18 protein-coding genes and 1 tRNA gene are annotated in these 17,282 nt (G+C 63.1%); 15 read left to right on the forward strand and 4 right to left on the reverse strand.

Annotation, left to right across the window (positions count from 1 at the left end):
- Nucleotides 1-80: 80 nt before the first annotated feature.
- Together guaA and ACIQLI_RS05140 are read left to right on the forward strand one after the other, a co-directional pair.
- On the forward strand, nucleotides 81-1,670 hold the full coding sequence (guaA, locus tag ACIQLI_RS05135; protein ID WP_011775506.1) for a glutamine-hydrolyzing GMP synthase: 1,590 nt from the start codon (nucleotides 81-83) through the stop codon (nucleotides 1,668-1,670).
- A gap of 164 nt (nucleotides 1,671-1,834) precedes the next feature.
- The gene (locus ACIQLI_RS05140) at nucleotides 1,835-5,998 is read left to right on the forward strand and encodes an AAA family ATPase (protein ID WP_400385818.1); all 4,164 of its coding nucleotides are present in this window, start codon (nucleotides 1,835-1,837) and stop codon (nucleotides 5,996-5,998) included.
- A 23-nt stretch (nucleotides 5,999-6,021) separates the two neighbouring features.
- Here the strand turns inward: ACIQLI_RS05140 and ACIQLI_RS05145 are convergent, their stop codons facing one another.
- From ACIQLI_RS05145 to ACIQLI_RS05155, 3 genes are all read right to left on the reverse strand, one after another.
- Nucleotides 6,022-6,666, reverse strand: a complete 645-nt coding sequence (locus ACIQLI_RS05145) for an RcpC/CpaB family pilus assembly protein (RefSeq protein ID WP_354230615.1) — start codon at nucleotides 6,664-6,666, stop codon at nucleotides 6,022-6,024.
- 226 nt (nucleotides 6,667-6,892) lie between these two features.
- A complete protein-coding gene (locus ACIQLI_RS05150; RefSeq protein ID WP_354230617.1) occupies nucleotides 6,893-7,165 on the reverse strand; it encodes an FmdB family zinc ribbon protein in 273 nt (90 codons plus the stop codon).
- Nucleotides 7,166-7,301: 136 nt separating this feature from the next.
- Nucleotides 7,302-7,910 carry a 5-formyltetrahydrofolate cyclo-ligase gene (locus ACIQLI_RS05155; protein WP_400385643.1) on the reverse strand — a complete coding sequence of 203 codons (609 nt, stop codon included), beginning with the start codon at nucleotides 7,908-7,910 and terminating at the stop codon, nucleotides 7,302-7,304.
- A gap of 98 nt (nucleotides 7,911-8,008) precedes the next feature.
- On the opposite strand from ACIQLI_RS05155, the gene galU reads away from it, so the two are divergent.
- The 7 genes from galU to ACIQLI_RS05190 all read left to right on the forward strand — a co-directional run bounded on the left by galU (nucleotide 8,009) and on the right by ACIQLI_RS05190 (nucleotide 11,969).
- Nucleotides 8,009-8,944 (forward strand): UTP--glucose-1-phosphate uridylyltransferase GalU, encoded by a 936-nt coding sequence (galU, locus tag ACIQLI_RS05160; RefSeq protein ID WP_400385646.1) that lies wholly within the window; start codon nucleotides 8,009-8,011, stop codon nucleotides 8,942-8,944.
- Between the two features lie 7 nt (nucleotides 8,945-8,951).
- Complete coding sequence (locus tag ACIQLI_RS05165) at nucleotides 8,952-9,563, forward strand: GNAT family N-acetyltransferase (RefSeq protein WP_400385649.1); 612 nt, start codon at nucleotides 8,952-8,954, stop codon at nucleotides 9,561-9,563.
- A gap of 145 nt (nucleotides 9,564-9,708) precedes the next feature.
- Complete coding sequence (locus ACIQLI_RS05170; RefSeq protein ID WP_400385821.1) at nucleotides 9,709-10,590, forward strand: hypothetical protein; 882 nt, start codon at nucleotides 9,709-9,711, stop codon at nucleotides 10,588-10,590.
- Between the two features lie 6 nt (nucleotides 10,591-10,596).
- On the forward strand, nucleotides 10,597-11,397 hold the full coding sequence (locus tag ACIQLI_RS05175) for an SDR family oxidoreductase (RefSeq protein ID WP_400385652.1): 801 nt from the start codon (nucleotides 10,597-10,599) through the stop codon (nucleotides 11,395-11,397).
- Nucleotides 11,398-11,434: 37 nt separating this feature from the next.
- Nucleotides 11,435-11,507: transfer RNA gene (locus ACIQLI_RS05180), tRNA-Ala, on the forward strand.
- Nucleotides 11,508-11,602: 95 nt separating this feature from the next.
- Entirely contained in the window at nucleotides 11,603-11,818 is a 216-nt protein-coding gene (locus ACIQLI_RS05185; RefSeq protein ID WP_400385655.1) for a hypothetical protein, read from the forward strand.
- Between the two features lies 1 nt (nucleotide 11,819).
- Nucleotides 11,820-11,969 (forward strand): hypothetical protein, encoded by a 150-nt coding sequence (locus ACIQLI_RS05190; protein ID WP_400385657.1) that lies wholly within the window; start codon nucleotides 11,820-11,822, stop codon nucleotides 11,967-11,969.
- 92 nt (nucleotides 11,970-12,061) lie between these two features.
- On the opposite strand, the gene ACIQLI_RS05195 is transcribed toward ACIQLI_RS05190, so the two are convergent.
- Entirely contained in the window at nucleotides 12,062-12,529 is a 468-nt protein-coding gene (locus ACIQLI_RS05195; protein ID WP_400385660.1) for a GNAT family N-acetyltransferase, read from the reverse strand.
- A gap of 527 nt (nucleotides 12,530-13,056) precedes the next feature.
- On the opposite strand from ACIQLI_RS05195, the gene ACIQLI_RS05200 reads away from it, so the two are divergent.
- From ACIQLI_RS05200 to ACIQLI_RS05225, 6 genes are read left to right on the forward strand one after another with little or no spacing between them, the layout of a single operon-like run.
- A complete protein-coding gene (locus ACIQLI_RS05200; RefSeq protein ID WP_089595737.1) occupies nucleotides 13,057-13,599 on the forward strand; it encodes a PadR family transcriptional regulator in 543 nt (180 codons plus the stop codon).
- A gap of 4 nt (nucleotides 13,600-13,603) precedes the next feature.
- Nucleotides 13,604-15,316, forward strand: a complete 1,713-nt coding sequence (locus ACIQLI_RS05205; RefSeq protein ID WP_400385662.1) for an ABC1 kinase family protein — start codon at nucleotides 13,604-13,606, stop codon at nucleotides 15,314-15,316.
- 40 nt (nucleotides 15,317-15,356) lie between these two features.
- A complete protein-coding gene (locus tag ACIQLI_RS05210; RefSeq protein WP_400385665.1) occupies nucleotides 15,357-15,881 on the forward strand; it encodes a universal stress protein in 525 nt (174 codons plus the stop codon).
- Entirely contained in the window at nucleotides 15,868-16,311 is a 444-nt protein-coding gene (locus tag ACIQLI_RS05215) for a fluoride efflux transporter FluC (RefSeq protein WP_400385668.1), read from the forward strand. The genes ACIQLI_RS05210 and ACIQLI_RS05215 overlap by 14 nt, the downstream gene beginning before the upstream one ends.
- On the forward strand, nucleotides 16,308-16,679 hold the full coding sequence (crcB, locus tag ACIQLI_RS05220) for a fluoride efflux transporter CrcB (protein ID WP_400385671.1): 372 nt from the start codon (nucleotides 16,308-16,310) through the stop codon (nucleotides 16,677-16,679). The genes ACIQLI_RS05215 and crcB overlap by 4 nt, the downstream gene beginning before the upstream one ends.
- Before the next feature lie 54 nt (nucleotides 16,680-16,733).
- Nucleotides 16,734-17,264: a ferritin gene (locus ACIQLI_RS05225; RefSeq protein WP_089595732.1), complete on the forward strand. Its 531-nt coding sequence runs from the start codon at nucleotides 16,734-16,736 to the stop codon at nucleotides 17,262-17,264.
- Nucleotides 17,265-17,282: the final 18 nt, after the last annotated feature.

The following is a 17,282-nucleotide window of genomic DNA, read 5'->3' on the forward strand; positions in this document are numbered from 1 at the left end:
GCCTAACGACGCGGCCGTTTTGGCCTCTGGCCGCCCTCGTCAACGTGCACCGGGGCGGCCCGGCAAAGTAGTCTTGTCTGGTGACTACTCCCACCGCACCCCAAACTTCCCAGAAGCCGGTGCTGGTTGTTGACTACGGTGCCCAGTACGCGCAGCTGATTGCCCGCCGCGTCCGCGAAGCGAATGTGTATTCGGAAATTGTTCCGCATACCTTCACCACCGAGCAGCTTCTGGCCAAGAACCCGGCAGCCATCATCCTCTCCGGAGGACCTTCCAGCGTGTACGCCGAGGGAGCCCCGAGCGTCGGCGCTGATCTCTTCGAAGCCGGAGTGCCTGTATTCGGCATTTGCTACGGCTTCCAGGCGATGGCCAATGCGCTGGGTGGCAAGGTGGCCCAGACGGGTCTCCGGGAGTACGGCGCCACTGAAGCCCTGGTCGTAGGCGATGCCCGGTCCATCCTGGACGGCGTCCCCTCCTCCCAGAACACCTGGATGAGCCACGGCGACTCCGTTCATGAGGCTCCTGAAGGTTTCGAAGTCCTCGCCTCGACCGCCGGTGCTCCGGTGGCTGCCTTTGCCAACGACGAGAAGCGTCTTTACGGTGTCCAGTGGCACCCCGAGGTCAAGCATTCCGTCCACGGCCAGCACGTCTTGGAGAACTTCCTCTTCAAGGGCGCGGGCCTGAGCCCCAACTGGACTACGGGCAACATCCTCGAAGAGCAGGTGGACCGGATCCGCCAGCAGATCGGGGACTCCAAGGTTATCTGTGGCCTCTCCGGCGGCGTTGACTCCGCTGTAGCTGCGGCTTTGGTCCAGCGCGCCGTGGGTGACCAGTTGACCTGTGTCTTCGTTGACCACGGCCTCCTGCGTGAAGGCGAAGCCGAACAGGTTGAGCGCGACTTCGTGGCGGCCACAGGCGTCAACCTCTACGTAGCCAATGAGCAGGAACGCTTCCAATCAGCCTTGGCCGGTGTCAGCGATCCCGAAACCAAGCGGAAGATCATTGGCCGCGAATTCATTCGTGCCTTCGAGGAAGCGGAGCGGGCCATCATCGCCCAGGCTGCTGCCGAAGGCGAGAAGATCAAGTTCCTGGTTCAGGGAACCTTGTACCCGGACGTCGTCGAATCAGGCGGCGGCGAAGGTGCTGCAAACATCAAGAGCCACCACAACGTGGGCGGGCTTCCCGAGGACCTTCAGTTCGAGCTCGTTGAGCCGCTGCGGGCTCTGTTCAAGGACGAAGTACGCGCCGTCGGTGCCCAGCTGGGGCTGCCGCAGGAAATCGTCGGCCGCCAGCCCTTCCCTGGCCCCGGCCTGGGAATCCGCATCGTGGGCGAAGTAACCAAGGAGCGCCTGGACCTGCTGCGCAAGGCGGATGCCATTGCCCGTGCGGAGCTCACGGCCGCCGGGTTGGACAACGACGTCTGGCAGATGCCGGTAGTCCTCCTGGCCGATGTCCGCAGCGTTGGTGTCCAGGGAGACGGCCGTACCTATGGCCACCCGATCGTGCTGCGTCCGGTGTCCTCCGAGGACGCCATGACGGCGGACTGGTCGCGGCTGCCTTACGACCTCCTTGCCCGGATCTCCAACCGCATTACCAACGAGGTCGACGGCGTGAACCGCGTGGTGCTGGACGTCACCAGCAAGCCACCGGGAACCATCGAGTGGGAATAGCATTCTGAGTGGCCGGCTTCCTCTGGGAGGCCGGCCACTGTGCTTGAATCCTCGGGGTGCCGCGGCCTGTGAAATCGGCAGGCACCTGTGAAATGACGGCGAATTTCGCGTCGGAACAGCGTTGCGGAGCGGACTGCCAAGGTATTCCCGCTACCCTCGAAGGTATGCCGGTATGGTCCAAGGCGTCTAAAGCTAGTACAGAAAAGAAGGCAGAAGTTGTGTCATTAGGTCAAGGCCAGGAAGAGGGCTCCGAAGAGCTCCGCAAATGGCTGTCTGGTCTTAAACCCGTCACCGGGGCGGACACGATGCTGCGTTTCGTCAAGACGCCCGAAGGCGCCATCGATCTGAGCAATGCGCACCCCTCGGGGCTGGCGCAGTTGCTGGCAGGTCGCAAAACACGCCTGTCCACGTTGATCCGGGACCGGCAGCAATACTTGGTGGCGGCCCGTGCCGCGCGCAACATCAGGTCCAAGATCTTTGAGCTGAGCAATGATCGCGGCATAGAGGCCGGATACTTGTCCGCCGGCACCGTGGTGTGGACCTCGGCCGTGGGCGGTAAACCACAGCGTGTCTCGGCGCCAGTGATGCTCGCTTCCATCATCCTGACCATCAGGCCGGGCGAAGACGACTTTGAACTCCAGCTCACCGAGCAGGCACGGATGAACCCTGCCCTGGTGCGCCACCTCAAGTCAGTCCATGGCATCGTCTTTGACGTCAACGCGGTAGCGCGCATGGCCTACAACACGGCCCGGTTCGATCCCCAGCCGGTACTTGACCGACTGTCCACGCTCGTCCAGCCGATTCACGGCGCCGAGGTGGATTTCAACTTGTTGGTCACCACTCTGGCTGACCTTTCCGGAAACCTTGATGATCCTTGGATCAACATGAACAACCCCACCGTGGCGGCGCTTGCGGTTGCGGCAAACGGTGGTGACATTGAGCCTGAGCCCATCAAGGCGGGCCGGTTCCCGAGCCTTGACCTTCGTGATCCGGCAGATGAGCTCCTCCTGCTGGACGCCGACACGGACCAGCAGTATGTGGTGGATGCCGTCCGGGCCGGAGATTCCCTGGTGGTGAGCACCCCGCCGGGAAGCGGACAGACACAAACGGCCATCAACGCGATCGGTGCACTGGTCAGCGAAGGCAAATCCGTGCTGGTGGTAGGTGACAGGCAGTCCAGCCTGGCAGGACTTTCCGCCCACCTGGAATCGCTCGGCCTCGACTCCATGCTGTTCCGCCCGGGAAACGGGACCACGCCTCAGCAGCTCAAAGGCCAACTGGTCCGCGCCATCATGCGCAACGAAAAAGCGCTTGAGCCTCAACTGGGCAACCTGCACCAGACGCTCACCGGACACCGCCACGCCCTGATGGACCACGTGGCCTCTCTGCACAACGTCCGTGAACGGTGGGGTTGCTCGCCGTACCAGGCCATGCAGTCGCTGGCAGAGCTGACGTCCATCCATCCCGCTCCTTCCACCACTGTCCGTCTGAAGCGCAGCGTCCTGGACAACATCAAGGACCGGGAGGAACTGGCCGGCCGCCTGCGCCGGGCTGCGGAGCTGGGCAGCTTCAGCAGGGCATCCACCACCAGCCCCTGGTATGGAGCGCGGCTGGTGACGCGCAAGGAGACCGAGGAAGCCCAACAACTCGCCCGCCTGGCCGAGGAGAAGCTTCCCGTCCTGCGGGACAGGATGAAGCAGGTGTCCGACCACGCTGAAATCCGGCTGGGGGATACCTTCACCGAATGGGGTGCGCAGCTCGAACTGCTCATTGCCGTTCGGGAGAGTTTGGATAAGTTCACTCCGGACATCTTTGACCGGCCGGTGCACGACCTCATTTCCGCCACTGCCAGCTCCGCCTGGCGCCGTGAGCGCAACTTGGAGATGCCCTCCATGCAGCGTTCCCGCCTGCGCCGGGTCGCCAAGGAATATGTGCGGCCCGGAGTCCACATCGCCGACCTCCACAGCTCCCTCGTCCTGGTCCAGGAGCAGCGGGCTCTGTGGGCCGGATACGCCACCACCCAGCGCCACCCGGCTGTGCCTTCCGGGCTCGCCGATCTTGGGGCGCTGTACCGGGAGTTGGATGGCGAACTGCACCGCCTAGGTGCTGCCCTCAAGCACACCAGCGCTGGTGGCTCCCTGCATGGGACACCGTACTTGGAATTGATGGAGCGGCTTGAACGGCTTGTTGCTGACACGGCAACGTTGGAGACACTTCCCGAGCGAACTCTCCTGATAGAGGAAATGCGCGAGCACGGCCTCGGAGAGCTGCTGTCCGATCTGGCTGCCCGCGAAGTTCCTGCCGGCTCCGTGGCCGCCGAATTGGATCTGGCCTGGTGGCAATCCGCTTTGGAAGCCATGATCAGCGGCGACGACTACCTGGCGATGTCCGATGGCGATTCGCTGCGCCGCCTGGAAGCCGAATACCGGCTTGCTGACCAGGCACACATCGCCAGTGGCGCCGCCCGTCTCCGGTGGCAGTTGGCCCAAAAATGGCGCAAGGGGCTGCTTGAGCACCCAAGGCAGGCGGAATTGCTGCGTGCCTTGCTGAAGGATGGCCGGGTCACTTTGCCGGCGCTGAGCGCCCAGGCTCCGGAGCTGGTGCCACTGCTGGTGCCCGTTTGGTCGGTCAGCCCCTACCTCTTGACCGGTGTTCTTCCGGCCGAGCAAAAGTTTGACGCCGTGGTGGTCATAGACGCCGAATCCACCTCGCTGCAGGCAGTACTTCCTGCCATCGCCCGGGCGAAGCAGGTGGTGGCCTTCGGCGATGCGAAGATTGCCCACGCACGGACCTTCAGCGTTGCTGTGGAACCGCCAGTAGCCGGTGTTGCCAGCCACGAGAATGTTGACAGCGCCTTCAAGGCACTGGCCAGAGTCCTTCCAACCTGGCAACTGAATTGGGTCTACCGCGCCGTGGACGAGGATTTGATCCTTCAGCTGAGCAAGAATTACTACGACGGTGGCCTGCGCCGCCTGCCGGACGGCAACTCTGTCACGGGACTGGACCGTTCCATCCTGGTGGAGTACATCCCCGATGGCACCGGACTTCCGGGGGCTGACCACGAGGGTGTGGAGTCCGTCACCGCCGAGGTCAATCGCGTGGTGGACCTCGTGTTCGAACATGCCAGGCTGCGTCCCCGCACGTCCTTGGCAGTAGTGACGGCAAGCTTGCGCCATGCCGCCCGTATCGGCGAGGCCATCAGGCTCCAACTGCCCAACCACCCCTTGTTGTCCACGTTCTTCGGAGCTGGTCCCGAGTCCTTCCGCGTGGTGGATCTGGAGCGAGCACAAGGCCTTGTCCGGGACCACGTGATCTTCTCCCTTGGCTACGGCCGCACGCCACATGGCCGGGCACTTCATTCGTTCGGTCCGTTGTCCACTGAGGGCGGCCGGAACCGTTTCGCCTTGGCCATGACCCGCGCACGGCGTTCCATGCACGTCCTGAGCTGCTTCCGTCCTGAGGACCTTGACCTCGATCGGCTGGCCCATGGCGCGGTGGACTTCTACGAACTGCTGGACCGGGAACTCTCGGGAAACAGCAATCTCGGTACGCCCGCCTCCCGTGCTGTTGCCAGTGAGCAGGCACTCGGTGAGGATCCCTTGGTTGCGGACCTTGGAGAACGCCTGCGGGCCAGGGGAGCCCGGGTCTGGCATCTCTACGACGGCGTTCTGGATATTGCGGCTGCGGCGGACCCCGTCCACACGATCGGCCGGGAGGGAGCGGAAATTCCCACCCCCGTCGCGATCGAATCCGATGGCACTGAACGCTACCGGCGGATGAGCGTCCGGGAACGCAGCCGGCTGCGTCCGCAGCTGCTGGAGCGCATGGGATGGCGCTACATGTCCTTGTGGACCATTGAGGTCTTCACTGATCCTTCGTCCTGCGCGGATCGCATTGGCTCCTACCTTGGGCTGGAGAATCACATTCCGCGCTCGACGTCGCCCCAGCATGGCTTCTTGGACATGGACGTTGAACAATTGAGTGTGGACAAGGGGCAGCAAACGTTCGCTCCAAGTCCGGCACGGCAGGTATCTGGCCAGCCTGACGAAGCTGCCGATGATGCAGACAGCGAAGAAGAAAACCGGAAAGAAGCACCACTGATGGAAGAAGCAACCGGTCCTGAAGCCGGGGCCGAGACGGAATCCGCCGAGCCCGGCGCCGACACCACTGAAGAAAGCCCGGACGCCACGGCAGCCGCAGCCAAACCAGGCGTGGCTGGCATTCTGCCCACCAAAGCAGCGGAAGACGATCCCCGGCGCTGGGGCGATGAGTCCGGTTACGACCACGAGCAGTGGCTCAAGGAACAAAAGCCGCCGCACTGGGGCTGACCGTTCACCACCGGAACCACCCATCACGGGTTGACCAAAACAAAGAAAAGCTTGCCCTGCGTTGATGCGCCGGCAAGCTTTTCTGCTTGCTGTGGATCGGCAGCAACCACCACCAAGCCTTCGGTGTCGCTGGTACCCAGCCATTCGCCTGCCTTGCCTCCGTGGGCTGAGGTCCAGAGCACGGGGACGGGACCGGCGAGAATTTGGGTTTCCCTGGATTCGTCATAGGATCCTGCTGCTGTGAGGACCACCGTGACCAACTGTCCAGGGGAGAGGAGCTGGATGGACGACGGGTCGGCCATCCGGAGGGGAACGGCTGCGGTACCCACGGGTGAACCGGTGAGAAGCCCGGGACCCAGGAGGCTGGACTCTGTGGGGATCTGCCCCCGGCTCAAGGGTGCGGCCAATTGTCGGCCGGTGAGGGCTCCGCCATCTGAGAGGGCACCGGTGACGGCCAGGTCCTGCGGCACCCCCACACGGGTGAAATCGGCTTCTGTGAGAGTGGTTCCCGTTGGCAGGTCACGGGCGGCCACCATGACGCTGATCCGCAGCTCCGAAGCCGGGGTCAGCTGTTGGACGGCGATGCCGGCGGCCAGGCACAGCAGGAGTGCAACAGTGAGACGGCGGTTCCGGGTGATCCAGGAGCCGATCCTTCGCCTTCTGCCCAAAGGGGCGGAATGATCCAGCGGCCGGTGAAAGCTTGCAGCATTGTTGCGCCGCCGGGACGAGCGGACCCGGGCACCAGAGGGCGCCGGGGGCCAGGGGCCAGACGACGCAGAACGCCGGGCGCGGGCAAGAAGAGCGCTTCGAGACTGTTGTGGCATGCCGCCACGTTAGCCAGCCGGACGGGCCGCATAACAGCGGCCAGATGCGCTATGTGGAAAAGTGGGGAAGTCAGCTGGCTGCAGCTGCAGCCGCCGGGGCGGGTGCTGGAGCAGGCGACGCGGCGGCAGGTGCTGCCGGAGCGGCTGAAACTGTGCTGCCCTTGGCATCTCGGGAATCAGTCCGGTAGAAACCCGAGCCCTTGAAGACGACGCCGACGCTGTTGAACTTCTTGCGAAGGGCGCCCTTGCACTCGGGGCACTCTGTCAGGGAGCTGTCAGAAAAGGACTGGACGATGTCAAAGGCATGGTCACAGTCTTTGCAGGCGTATGCGTATGTGGGCACTGAGTTCCTCCTTCAGGACAAAGGTCAGGTCCTGTACAGCAACGGCGGAGATTTCGCTTCGCATTAGCAGTCGCAGGGCCTGAGTGCCAATTCTATCATCGGTCTACAGTGCATGCGCCAGCGGATGCGCCGGACCTCACTGGGCTCTGTCGTCGAGCCGGACCAGGCCGGAGGGAGTCAGCACTTCCCGCACGGGGCGATCGAATGCTTCGGCGGGAATCGAACCTGAAGGCAACAGGTCGTCGTCGTACACCACCGCAATGGTGGGCGGCCGCCGGCCGGAATCGTCGAGCCCATGGAGGAGCCGGTCGTAGTACCCGCCGCCCTGGCCAATCCGGTTGCCGTCCCTGTCCACCGCTGTGGCGGGCATGAAGATCCCCGCGGCGCCTGCCACCACCTCGCTTTCCAGCCGTTCGCCCTCGGGTTCGTCGATCGGGGCGTAGGAGGAGCGGACGAAAACCGTCGACGGGGTCCAATAGACCCAGCTCAGCTGCCGCCCGGGCTCGCACACGGGAAGGAGGATCCTGTGTCCGGCGTCGTGCAAGGAATGGATGAGCGGCAAGGTGGGCGGTTCAAACGCGACACCTACATAGACGGCAAATGTGGCCGCCGTGCCGGAGGAGGCTGCAGCCGCCCATGCCGTTCCGTGCTGCGCGATGGACGCGCCGGCAGCAGCGATCTGTTCGGGGGAGAGGGTGCGCCGGTGGAGGCGGCGGCTGCTGCGGATGTCTTCCTTCGATGCCATGGGTGTCCGATCGTGAGGTTCGCCTGATGCCGGTGCGGCGACAGAAGCTGCCGTCCAGTCCACAGAAATGTTGTCCCGGCGCGGCGAGGGTTTAGCCGATGATGTATTCCTTCCGTTACATTAGTCCGGTGACTCTCGATAACAATGCTGTCCGTAAGGCCGTCATCCCCGCAGCGGGTCTTGGTACCCGTTTCCTGCCTGCAACAAAGGCGATGCCGAAGGAAATGCTGCCCGTGGTTGACAAGCCAGCCATCCAGTACGTCGTCGAAGAAGCGGTCAAGGTTGGCCTGCACGACGTCCTGATGATCACGGGGCGCAGCAAGCGCGCCCTTGAAGATCATTTCGACCGTGTGCCGGCGCTGGAAGCGACGCTGGCTGAAAAGGGCGATACCGCCAAGCTTGAGGCCATCCAATCCGCCACCAACCTCGGTGACATCCACTACGTCCGCCAAGGCGACCCCAATGGCCTGGGCCACGCTGTCCTTCGTGCGAAGCAGCACGTCGGGCACGAGCCTTTTGCCGTACTCCTCGGCGACGACCTGATCGACGCCCGCGATAACCTCCTGAGCGACATGATCGCCGTCCAGCAGAAGACGGGCGGTTCCGTGGTTGCACTGATCGAGGTGGAGCCCTCCAAGATCAGCGCCTATGGTTGCGCCGACGTCGAAGAGATCGGTGAAGACGGCTACGTGCGCATCAAGCAGCTCGTGGAAAAGCCTTCTCCGGAAGAAGCGCCGTCCAACCTTGCCGTGATCGGCCGCTACGTGCTGCATCCGGCAGTGTTCGATGTTCTTGAGAAGACTGAGCCGGGCCGTGGTGGCGAAATCCAGCTGACCGACGCCCTCGAGGTGCTGGCAGCCGGTGAAGGTGAAGGCTACGGCGTGTATGGCGTTGTCTTCCGGGGCCGTCGCTACGACACCGGCGATAAACTCAGCTACCTCAAGGCCTGCATCGAGTTGGCCTGCGAACGCGAGGACCTCGGTCCTGAACTGCGTGAGTGGCTGCCGGCCTTCACTGCCTCGCTTCCCAAGTAACCTCAGGATGTACGGCTCTGCGATCTGGCCGGTGACGCTGGAAAGCGGAGACCTGCTTCTTCGCCCTATCCGATACCGCGACAAGCGGGAGTGGTCTGAAGTCCGTTCGCGGAACAGCGACTGGCTTGCTCCCTGGGAGGCGTCCAACCCGGCACCGGGTGGGCGCCTGCCCAGTTATCGGCAGATGGTGGCCTCGCTGAACAATCAAGCACGCCAGTCCACGGCATTGCCTTTCCTCATCGTCGAGCGCACCCCTGGATTCCGTGAGCCGCTCATCGTAGGGCAGCTGACCGTTTCTTCCATCATTTGGGGATCGGCCATGATGGCCACGCTGGGGTACTGGGTGGATAAGGAGCGGGCCGGGCACGGTATTGCTCCGACGGCGGTGGCCATGGCAACGGACCACTGCTTCAAGGTGTTGGGCCTGCACCGCATGGAAATCAACATCAGGCCCGAAAACACGCCCAGCCTGAGGGTGGTGGAGAAGCTTGGATTCCGTGATGAGGGGTATCGGGAACGGTACCTGCACATCAACGGCGAATGGGCTGACCATCGATCCTTTGCCCTGACGTCGGACGAGGTTCCTGAAGGCCTGCTGCGTCGGTGGCTCAGGGGATAAACGGGCAGGTCATAAGCCATTTTGTCCGTATATCCAGTCATTTGAGGACTCGACGACGACACACCGGCCGCAATGCCGCCGCGGCCGGTGATTTGCTTCTACGGTTTTGAATGTGGACTTCCCTCTCAGCAGCTCAGTGATACTCGTGGTCACTGTTGCGCTGTGGATGGTCTGGGTGGCGCCCTACGTTCTCCGGAACAGGCGGCAACAAGTCCAAGCGGCCGCTGTTCCAGCAGGGGCAATCGACGACGAACCAGACGAACCGCAGGCAGGGGTGGTACTGACTTTGGCACCTCAGCAGGAGAAACCGATGGAGACCATGCACAGCAAAGCACCGGCGTCGCCCCAGGAATCCCGCGCGGCTGAGTCGTCCCTGCGGAAAGCGCCCACTACTCCATTCACCATCCGCTATGCCCGCCTCACTTTGGCCTTGGCGGGCCTTGCCTTGCTGGTGACCTCCGTTGTTTCGGGCATCCTCCTTACCTTTGGCGCCGGGTCATTCTGGTTGCCGCTGGTGTCCTTCATTGGTGCGGTGCTCGCCGTCGTCACGTTGCGCAAGCTCGCCCTCAGGGATCTTCGCGAACGCCGGGCACGCCGCGCGGCGCAGGCAGCGCCCATCCCGACGCCTGCTCGCTACTTGCCGAAGGAGCCGGTAGTGGAAGCGAAGGAAACCACGGTTTTCGACGCCGAAGACACCAGTCGTGAGGCTGCACGCTTGTCCGCTGTTGAGCTTCGCCAGGCTGCTTTGGCGGTTGCCGTTGCCGCAGGGGACACATCAGCGCAAGCAACCGATTCCAAAGGTGCCAGCTGGGAGCCTGTCGCAGTCCCCAAGCCCACATATGTTGAAGCCGCCAAGGCTTCAAGGCCGGCCCCTGAACCGCTGGACCTCCCTGAGGCACCCAAACCCGTGGGCAAGCCCGTCCTGAAGCAAGGTGCTGAGCAGGCCGAGGCATCTGCTGCGGTCTCCGCCAAGGGATCGAGTGCGCTCAGTAACCTGGACGACGTTCTGCAGCGCCGCCGCGCTTAGCCACACATGGCCAGTATCTGCGTCGCGGGCGGTACCGGCCAGGTAGGTCGCGAGGTTGTCCGGCTTGCTCTGGATGCGGGTCATGCGGTGACCTCTTTTTCACGCCACATGCCGCCTCCCGGCTCGGAGAAGCATCACGACGGCGCCACCTACGTTGCGGGCGACGTCACCACAGGAGAAGGGCTGGCGGCCGCACTGGAGGGCGTCGACGTCGTGATTGACTGCCTTGAAGGTCAGTTCGGCAAGGCCCAACGAAAATTCGCCGACGGCGGTGCCCGGCTTCTTGCCTCCGCTCACCGTGCGGGGGTCGGCAGGGCGGTGGCGTTGTCCATCATCAATTGCGACCTGAGCACGTACGCGTATTACGTCTCGAAGGCTGGGAAAGAGCGGAAGTACTCTGCGTCTCCGCTGGAGACCGTGGTGGTTCGCGCTACACAGTTTCACGGCCTGGTGGCACTGATCTTCGCCGCCGGGGCCAGAGTGCGTCTCATTCCTGTCTTCAAGCGCGCAAGGTTCCAGACCATCTCGCCGGTTGACGTTGCAGGGGCACTGCTGGACGCTGCCACGGAGAGCCCCGCTCCTGAACGTCACCGCCTGCGTACGGTGGGTGGTCCGGAAGTGCTCACCATGCGCCAGATGGCGGAGTCGTGGAAGGCCGTTACCGGCGCACGGGGAAGGATTGTGGAGGTGCCGTTGCCCGGGGCGATGGGTGCCTTCCTGCGATCCGGCAACAACCTGATCCCCGGGCGAAAGGATGGCGTGGAGACGTTTGTGTCGTGGTTGGAAAAGCGCCGGGAAAGTTTGTAGCCTAGGGACACTGGCCGGACGGTTACAGACTGGTCCAGGGGCTATAGCTCAGTTGGTAGAGCGCTTCGTTCGCATCGAAGAGGTCAGGAGTTCGAATCTCCTTAGCTCCACACGTGGCGGTGTTTCTTGTCCTGGCCGCTGTGACGAATAAGCGCTTTCGTAGCACTTTGTTGTTAGGGCTCGGGCATTGCAGTACAAGAAGGAGATGACCGTCGCGGAGGTCGGGGGCAGGCTCGGAATCACCCGCGCCTCGGAGAAGTCCCGGTTGAAGAGTAGGCTGCGTGAGCTGGACGCCGACGCAGTTAGTGTTCTTGCCCGGAACAAAGACAAAACCCATCGCTATAGGGCGACTTTGGACGGGCTGGCCGCACTCAATGATCACCTGATCCCAAGCGGTGCCTCGGCCATGCGCGAGGAATAAATTGCAGGCACGTTCGGAAGTCGATTTGGATGAACCCTCCGCGGACGGCCGGGCGCCGGTGGCAGCGATCGCCGTGGATCTCATGGGCTCACTGGCAACCCGCGAACGCAGCGCCGGAAAACGCGTCATCAACGAACTGCTCTATGCCTGAAGCTGAACTGGACGCCGCCGTCGAACCAGCCGAGGGTCGCGAGACCTTCGGAGGGTTTTCCGTGGAGGGCATGGAGTTGTCCTGGAAGCCGGTCACAATGACACCGCTTCAGTGTCGTTTCGCTCTATAGCCGGTCGAGGCGACTGCGGGAATTGATAGAAGACCTCGGGGTCCCCTTCATCCAGTCCGAAGACCATTCCTGAGGAGACCCATCCGCGGCGAGCGAGCAGGCGCTGCATGACCTGGTTCGACAGATTGGTTGACGTGAATAGCTTCGCGTCCCGCTCCCTTGTCTCTACATCCGCCATAAGCAGCTGACCAATGCCCGCTTTTCGATGCTGCTCTCCGACCACGATGAGCACCAGGAAGTCGTGGCCGAAGAAGGAAGGCTCAACCACTGTGTAGCCCACAGGGGAGCCGTTCCGGGTGGCCACCCTGACGGACCCGTCTGCGAGCCATCTCCTGAGTTGTTCCCGCCGTTGACGGTCCTGCTGAGCGACCTGATCGGCCGCTACCAGGGCCTCGAATTGTTCGGCAGCCCCGCCCCCAATGATCTCCATGCTCCTCATCCAATCACGCAGCGCAGGTACGGGTGGTGTTCTTCCGGAGGTCCGCCGGCTCTTCGTGGCACTTGCCCAATTCAGCCCGCCGGCTATCGTGCCGGGCAAGTAGTGGATCCTTCAAGCACAAGCAAAAGACGAGTACCAAGTACTCGTGTGCCTGAACCGGGGATCATCTTTACTGGACCCAGCGGATCCCTCGCAACGGCCAATGATCCCCCTCGTTCGCCGGGGCTGCCCCAAGGTTCCGCGGCTGGGGCCGGACGGCATCACCCAGAAGTGCTGTCCGGCCCTGCGCTAAAGCGTCTTTCCGCGGAGCCGGGTCATCGGCGCGGATGGCGATGATCGGCCGTCCCGCGACGAAGGAACCGTCTCCCATAACCAAACGCCTCCTCTCCTTCACGGCGTTGTCCGGAGCAGCCGCGGCCGCCGCATGATCCACCTGGCCCGTCGTTGTTCTAGAGCCGTGCGGGGGTATATCGTTAACTATCGTTTAGTATCGTTCGCGATTGATTGAGGTGAGCTTGATGCACAATTCATTCCCTGCAAACGGATTCATGGGCAACAACCTGGACGGCATGTGGCAAGCCGTTGAGGAGTTCCGTTCCCGGTTCGAAAAGCGTTCCGGAACCCGGGCGGGCCGCGGTGAGCTGCGGTCAGCGATCCTTGCCCTGCTTGCTGAGCGTCCCATGCACGGCTATCAGATCATTCATGAAATCGAAGAGCGCAGCGGAGGCAGTTGGAAGCCGAGTGCCGGCTCCGTCTATCCCACTCTGCAGCTGTTGGCAGACGAGGGTTTCGTCAGTGCCGAAGAGTCCAACGGGCGCAAAATCTACTCCCTGACCGAAGCGGGCCGGGAGGATGTGGCGGGTTCTGAAACGTCCGCACCATGGGACTCACTGGGAACGTCGTCGAGCCCGGGTTTCGCCGCACTGCCCAAGGCAGGTGTGGACCTGGCGCAGGCTGCGGCGCAGGTTGGCCGCACCGGAACGCCCAAGCAAGTACAGGAGGCTGTGACGGTGCTCGAGGAGGCCCGCCGTCGGCTTTACTCAATCCTCGCCCAGGACTGACGGGGTGACATCGATTCGGCGCGAACGGGCTGTCTCCCCGACGGGAGCCGGGGACCCCCGTGCCCGTTATCGTCGAATCCTGCGATTCGCCGCATGGCACTTGGCGGTGACCTGGTGGTTTGAGCTGTTTCTGCCCAGAGTGGGCCTGCGAAGGCTGACGGAACGGAACCGCGCCAACAGAATGCGGCGCTTCGCCCGGCGTTTTCACGGCCTTGCCGTGGAGCTCGGCGGGCTGATGATCAAGGTGGGCCAGTTCATGTCGTCCAGGCTTGATGTGCTCCCGCCGGAAATTACCTCGGAGCTGGAGGGGCTGCAGGACGAAGTTCCGCCTGTCCCCTTTCCCGCCATCCGGGCCTTGGCTGAGGCCGAACTTGGGGCTCCCTTGGAGGCGGTGTTTGCTTCGGTCGAGGAGACTCCCATCGCCGCAGCTTCACTAGGACAAGCACACCGGGCAAAACTCCTCTCCGGCAACGCCGAGGACACCGGGCTCAGCAGCGTGGTGTTCAAGGTGCAGCGGCCCGGCATCGCCGAAATAGTCGACGTCGACCTCGCTGCCTTGCGGCAAGTGGGAGGCTGGCTCAGCCGCATCCGCCTGGTTTCAAACCGTGCAGATGTGCCTGCGCTGATCAAGGAATTCGCGCAGACCAGCCTCGAGGAAATCGACTACTTGAATGAAGCGGCCAATTCAGAGCGGTTTGCCGCTGACTTCGCCGATGACGCACGGGTGACTGTTCCAACGGTGGTTTGGGAGCGGACCACCCGCCGCGTACTCACGCTCGAAGATGTCACGGCCATCAAGATTACGGACGCGGACTCGCTTCGCCTGGCCGGCATAGACCCGGCCGGGGTGGCACCGGTCTTCGCCTCGGTGATGTTTGACCAGTTGTTTACCAACGGTTTCTTCCACGCCGATCCCCATCCCGGCAATATCTTCGTTACACCATCCAATGATCCGTCCAGTGAACATCCGTGGAAATTGACGTTCATTGACTTCGGCATGATGGGTGAGGTTCCCGTGAAGACCCGCGGTGGCCTGCGGAAGCTCCTGATTGCCGCGGCGTCGCGTGACGGCAAGGGGCTGGTGACCGCAATCAGCGATGTGGGGGTGTTGATGCAGTCGGCCGATACCGCGGAGCTTGAGCGGGCCATGACGCAGCTCTTTGCGCGTTTCGGTGGCATGGGCTTCGCCGAGCTTCGCGATGTTGACCCACGGGAGTTCCGTGAATTCGGCACTGAATTCGGCAGCGTGATCCGTTCACTGCCCTTCCAACTGCCCGAGAATTTCCTGCTCATTATCAGGGCCATGTCCCTGACCTCGGGTGTGTGCAGTTCCCTGGATGCCCGGTTCAACCTGTGGGACTCCGTGGAACCATATGCGGCACAACTTCTGCGTGACGAGCGCGGCAACCTGATCAACGACGTCGCGTCCCAGACCGTCGAAGCCGCTGCCATCGCCCTTCGCCTGCCCAAGAGGCTGGACGGGCTGGTCTCGAGGCTGGAAGAAGGATCGCTCCAAGTGGGCAACCGGCGCCTGGAGCGGCAGATGGCGGGTCTCATCCTCACGGCGCGGCGGGCGGTGGCGGCGCTGATCTTCGGTGCACTGCTGATCGCCGGAGCCGTTCTGCGGACGGACGATCCCGGACTCGGCAATGTGCTGATGATCGGCTCAGCGGTCCCGTTGCTCTATGGCCTGTGGCCGGGTCGGCGCCAGCCCTGAGAACAATTGCGGGCTCCCGGTGCCGCCGTAGACTTTCCTTGTGACAGAGACTCCCGCTCCGCGTTCCGAAGCTTCCACCAGTGCGGCCGGCCCCATCCTGGTTGGCGTCATGCCGGGGCAGCATCCAGTGGTCCTCGAACAAGCAGTGACCCTGGCGGCCAGTGCCCGGCTGCCGCTGGTGTGTGCCTATGCAGACGTCACGGTGTACCCGGTGGACGGTAGCACCGGAGGCCCGGCAGCTCCGATCGATCCGGACGGCATTGATGGGGATCTTCACAAGATCCCCGAATCACTTACGCAAACCCTTCATGACCACTTGGACGGCAGTGGTGTTGAATGGTCGCTGGTGCATCTGGCGGGGGAGCCCGCCCGCGCTTTGGCCCGCCAGGCGGAGGAGATTGGAGCGTCCATGATCGTAGTGGGTACCCGGGAGCACAAGCTGGCTGCCGCCTTGAAGGAACTGACGGCAGGCTCGGTGGCCCGCCACCTGTTCCACCGCCAGGCCCGGCCAGTGCTCGTTGTTCCCGTCAATCCCAGGGTCCCCACTGACGATGACGACGACTGAGGTAAGAAACCCCGTCCACCTTCAGTGGGGTTTCATTGCGATGGTGGCAGCCGGCGGGGTGTTCGGAGCACTCGCACGGTACGGTCTTGGGCTGGCCATCCCTGCGCCCGGCGCGTGGCCGCTTCCCACTTTGGTCATCAACCTTTCGGGTGCCCTGGCGTTGGGCGCGCTGTTGGAGGGACTTTCACGCCGGGGTCCCGACGTCGGCAATCGCCGGGTACTGCGGCTCGCCTTGGGCACGGGTTTCCTTGGCGCGTACACCACCTACAGCACTCTGGCCCTGGACGCAGTGCACCTGTTCACCGCTGGAGCGGGTACAGCCGCTGCAGGGTACCTCGCCGCGAGCCTACTGGGCGGCGCCGCTGCTACCACTGCCGGAATCTGGCTGGGTGCCTGGCATCACCGCCGCGCAACCGGACGACGCTCGTGACAGTCATCCTTCTTGCTCTGGCCGGTGGGGTGGGTGCGGCAGTGCGGTTTGTGGTGGACGGGTTCGTCCGGACACGCCTCAAGACTGCCTTCCCATGGGGGACCGTCACCATCAACGTCTCGGGCTCCCTGCTGCTGGGTTTCCTGGCGGGTCTGGCCATGCGTGGCCAGGCCCCGGAATCCTTGATGCTCATCCTCGGCACCGGCTTCCTGGGCGGCTACACCACCTTCAGCACCGCCAGCCTTGAAACCATCCGGCTTGTTCAAAGCGGGCGTACAGCATTGGCGATCATCAATGGGTTGGGGACCATGACCGTGAGCGTCATGGCGGCCGCCGCGGGTGTATGGATTAGTCTCCTGCTGCCCTGAGCAGTGGCGAATCTCACCACCGGAACCGGTATTGTCCGCCTGTAGGATCGAGCCATGGCTAAGAAGACTTTCAATGAGCTGTTGTCCGCCCAGGTTGCGAATGAGTTTGCGGCCTCCCAGCAATACATCGCAGTGGCTGTGTACTTTGATGGCGAAGACTTGCCGCAGCTCGCCCGGCACTTCTACCGTCAGTCCCTCGAGGAGCGCAACCACGCCATGATGATGGTCCAGTACATGTTGGACCGCAATGTGCACGTGGAGATCCCGGGCATCGCCCCTGTTCGCAACAACTTTTCCAACGCCAAGGAACCCATTGCGTTGGCCTTGGAGCAGGAAAAGGAAGTCACGCGCAACATCGAAGAGATGTTCCGTGTTGCCCGCGCCGAGGGAGATGCCTTGGGCGAGCAGTTCATGCTGTGGTTCCTGAAGGAGCAGGTTGAGGAAGTTGCTTCCATGACCACGTTGCTCAACATCACCGAACGGGCCGAGAACCTCTTCGACATCGAGAACTATGTCGCCCGCGAAACGGTCGGCGACGGCGGACACGACGCCAGTGCACCGTCGGCAGCCGGCGGCGTCATCTAGGGCCGGACCCACATCATT

The sequence above is a fragment of the Paenarthrobacter sp. NPDC091669 genome (assembly GCF_044756725.1).
GTDB classification, from domain to species: Bacteria; Actinomycetota; Actinomycetes; order Actinomycetales; family Micrococcaceae; genus Arthrobacter; species Arthrobacter bambusae_C.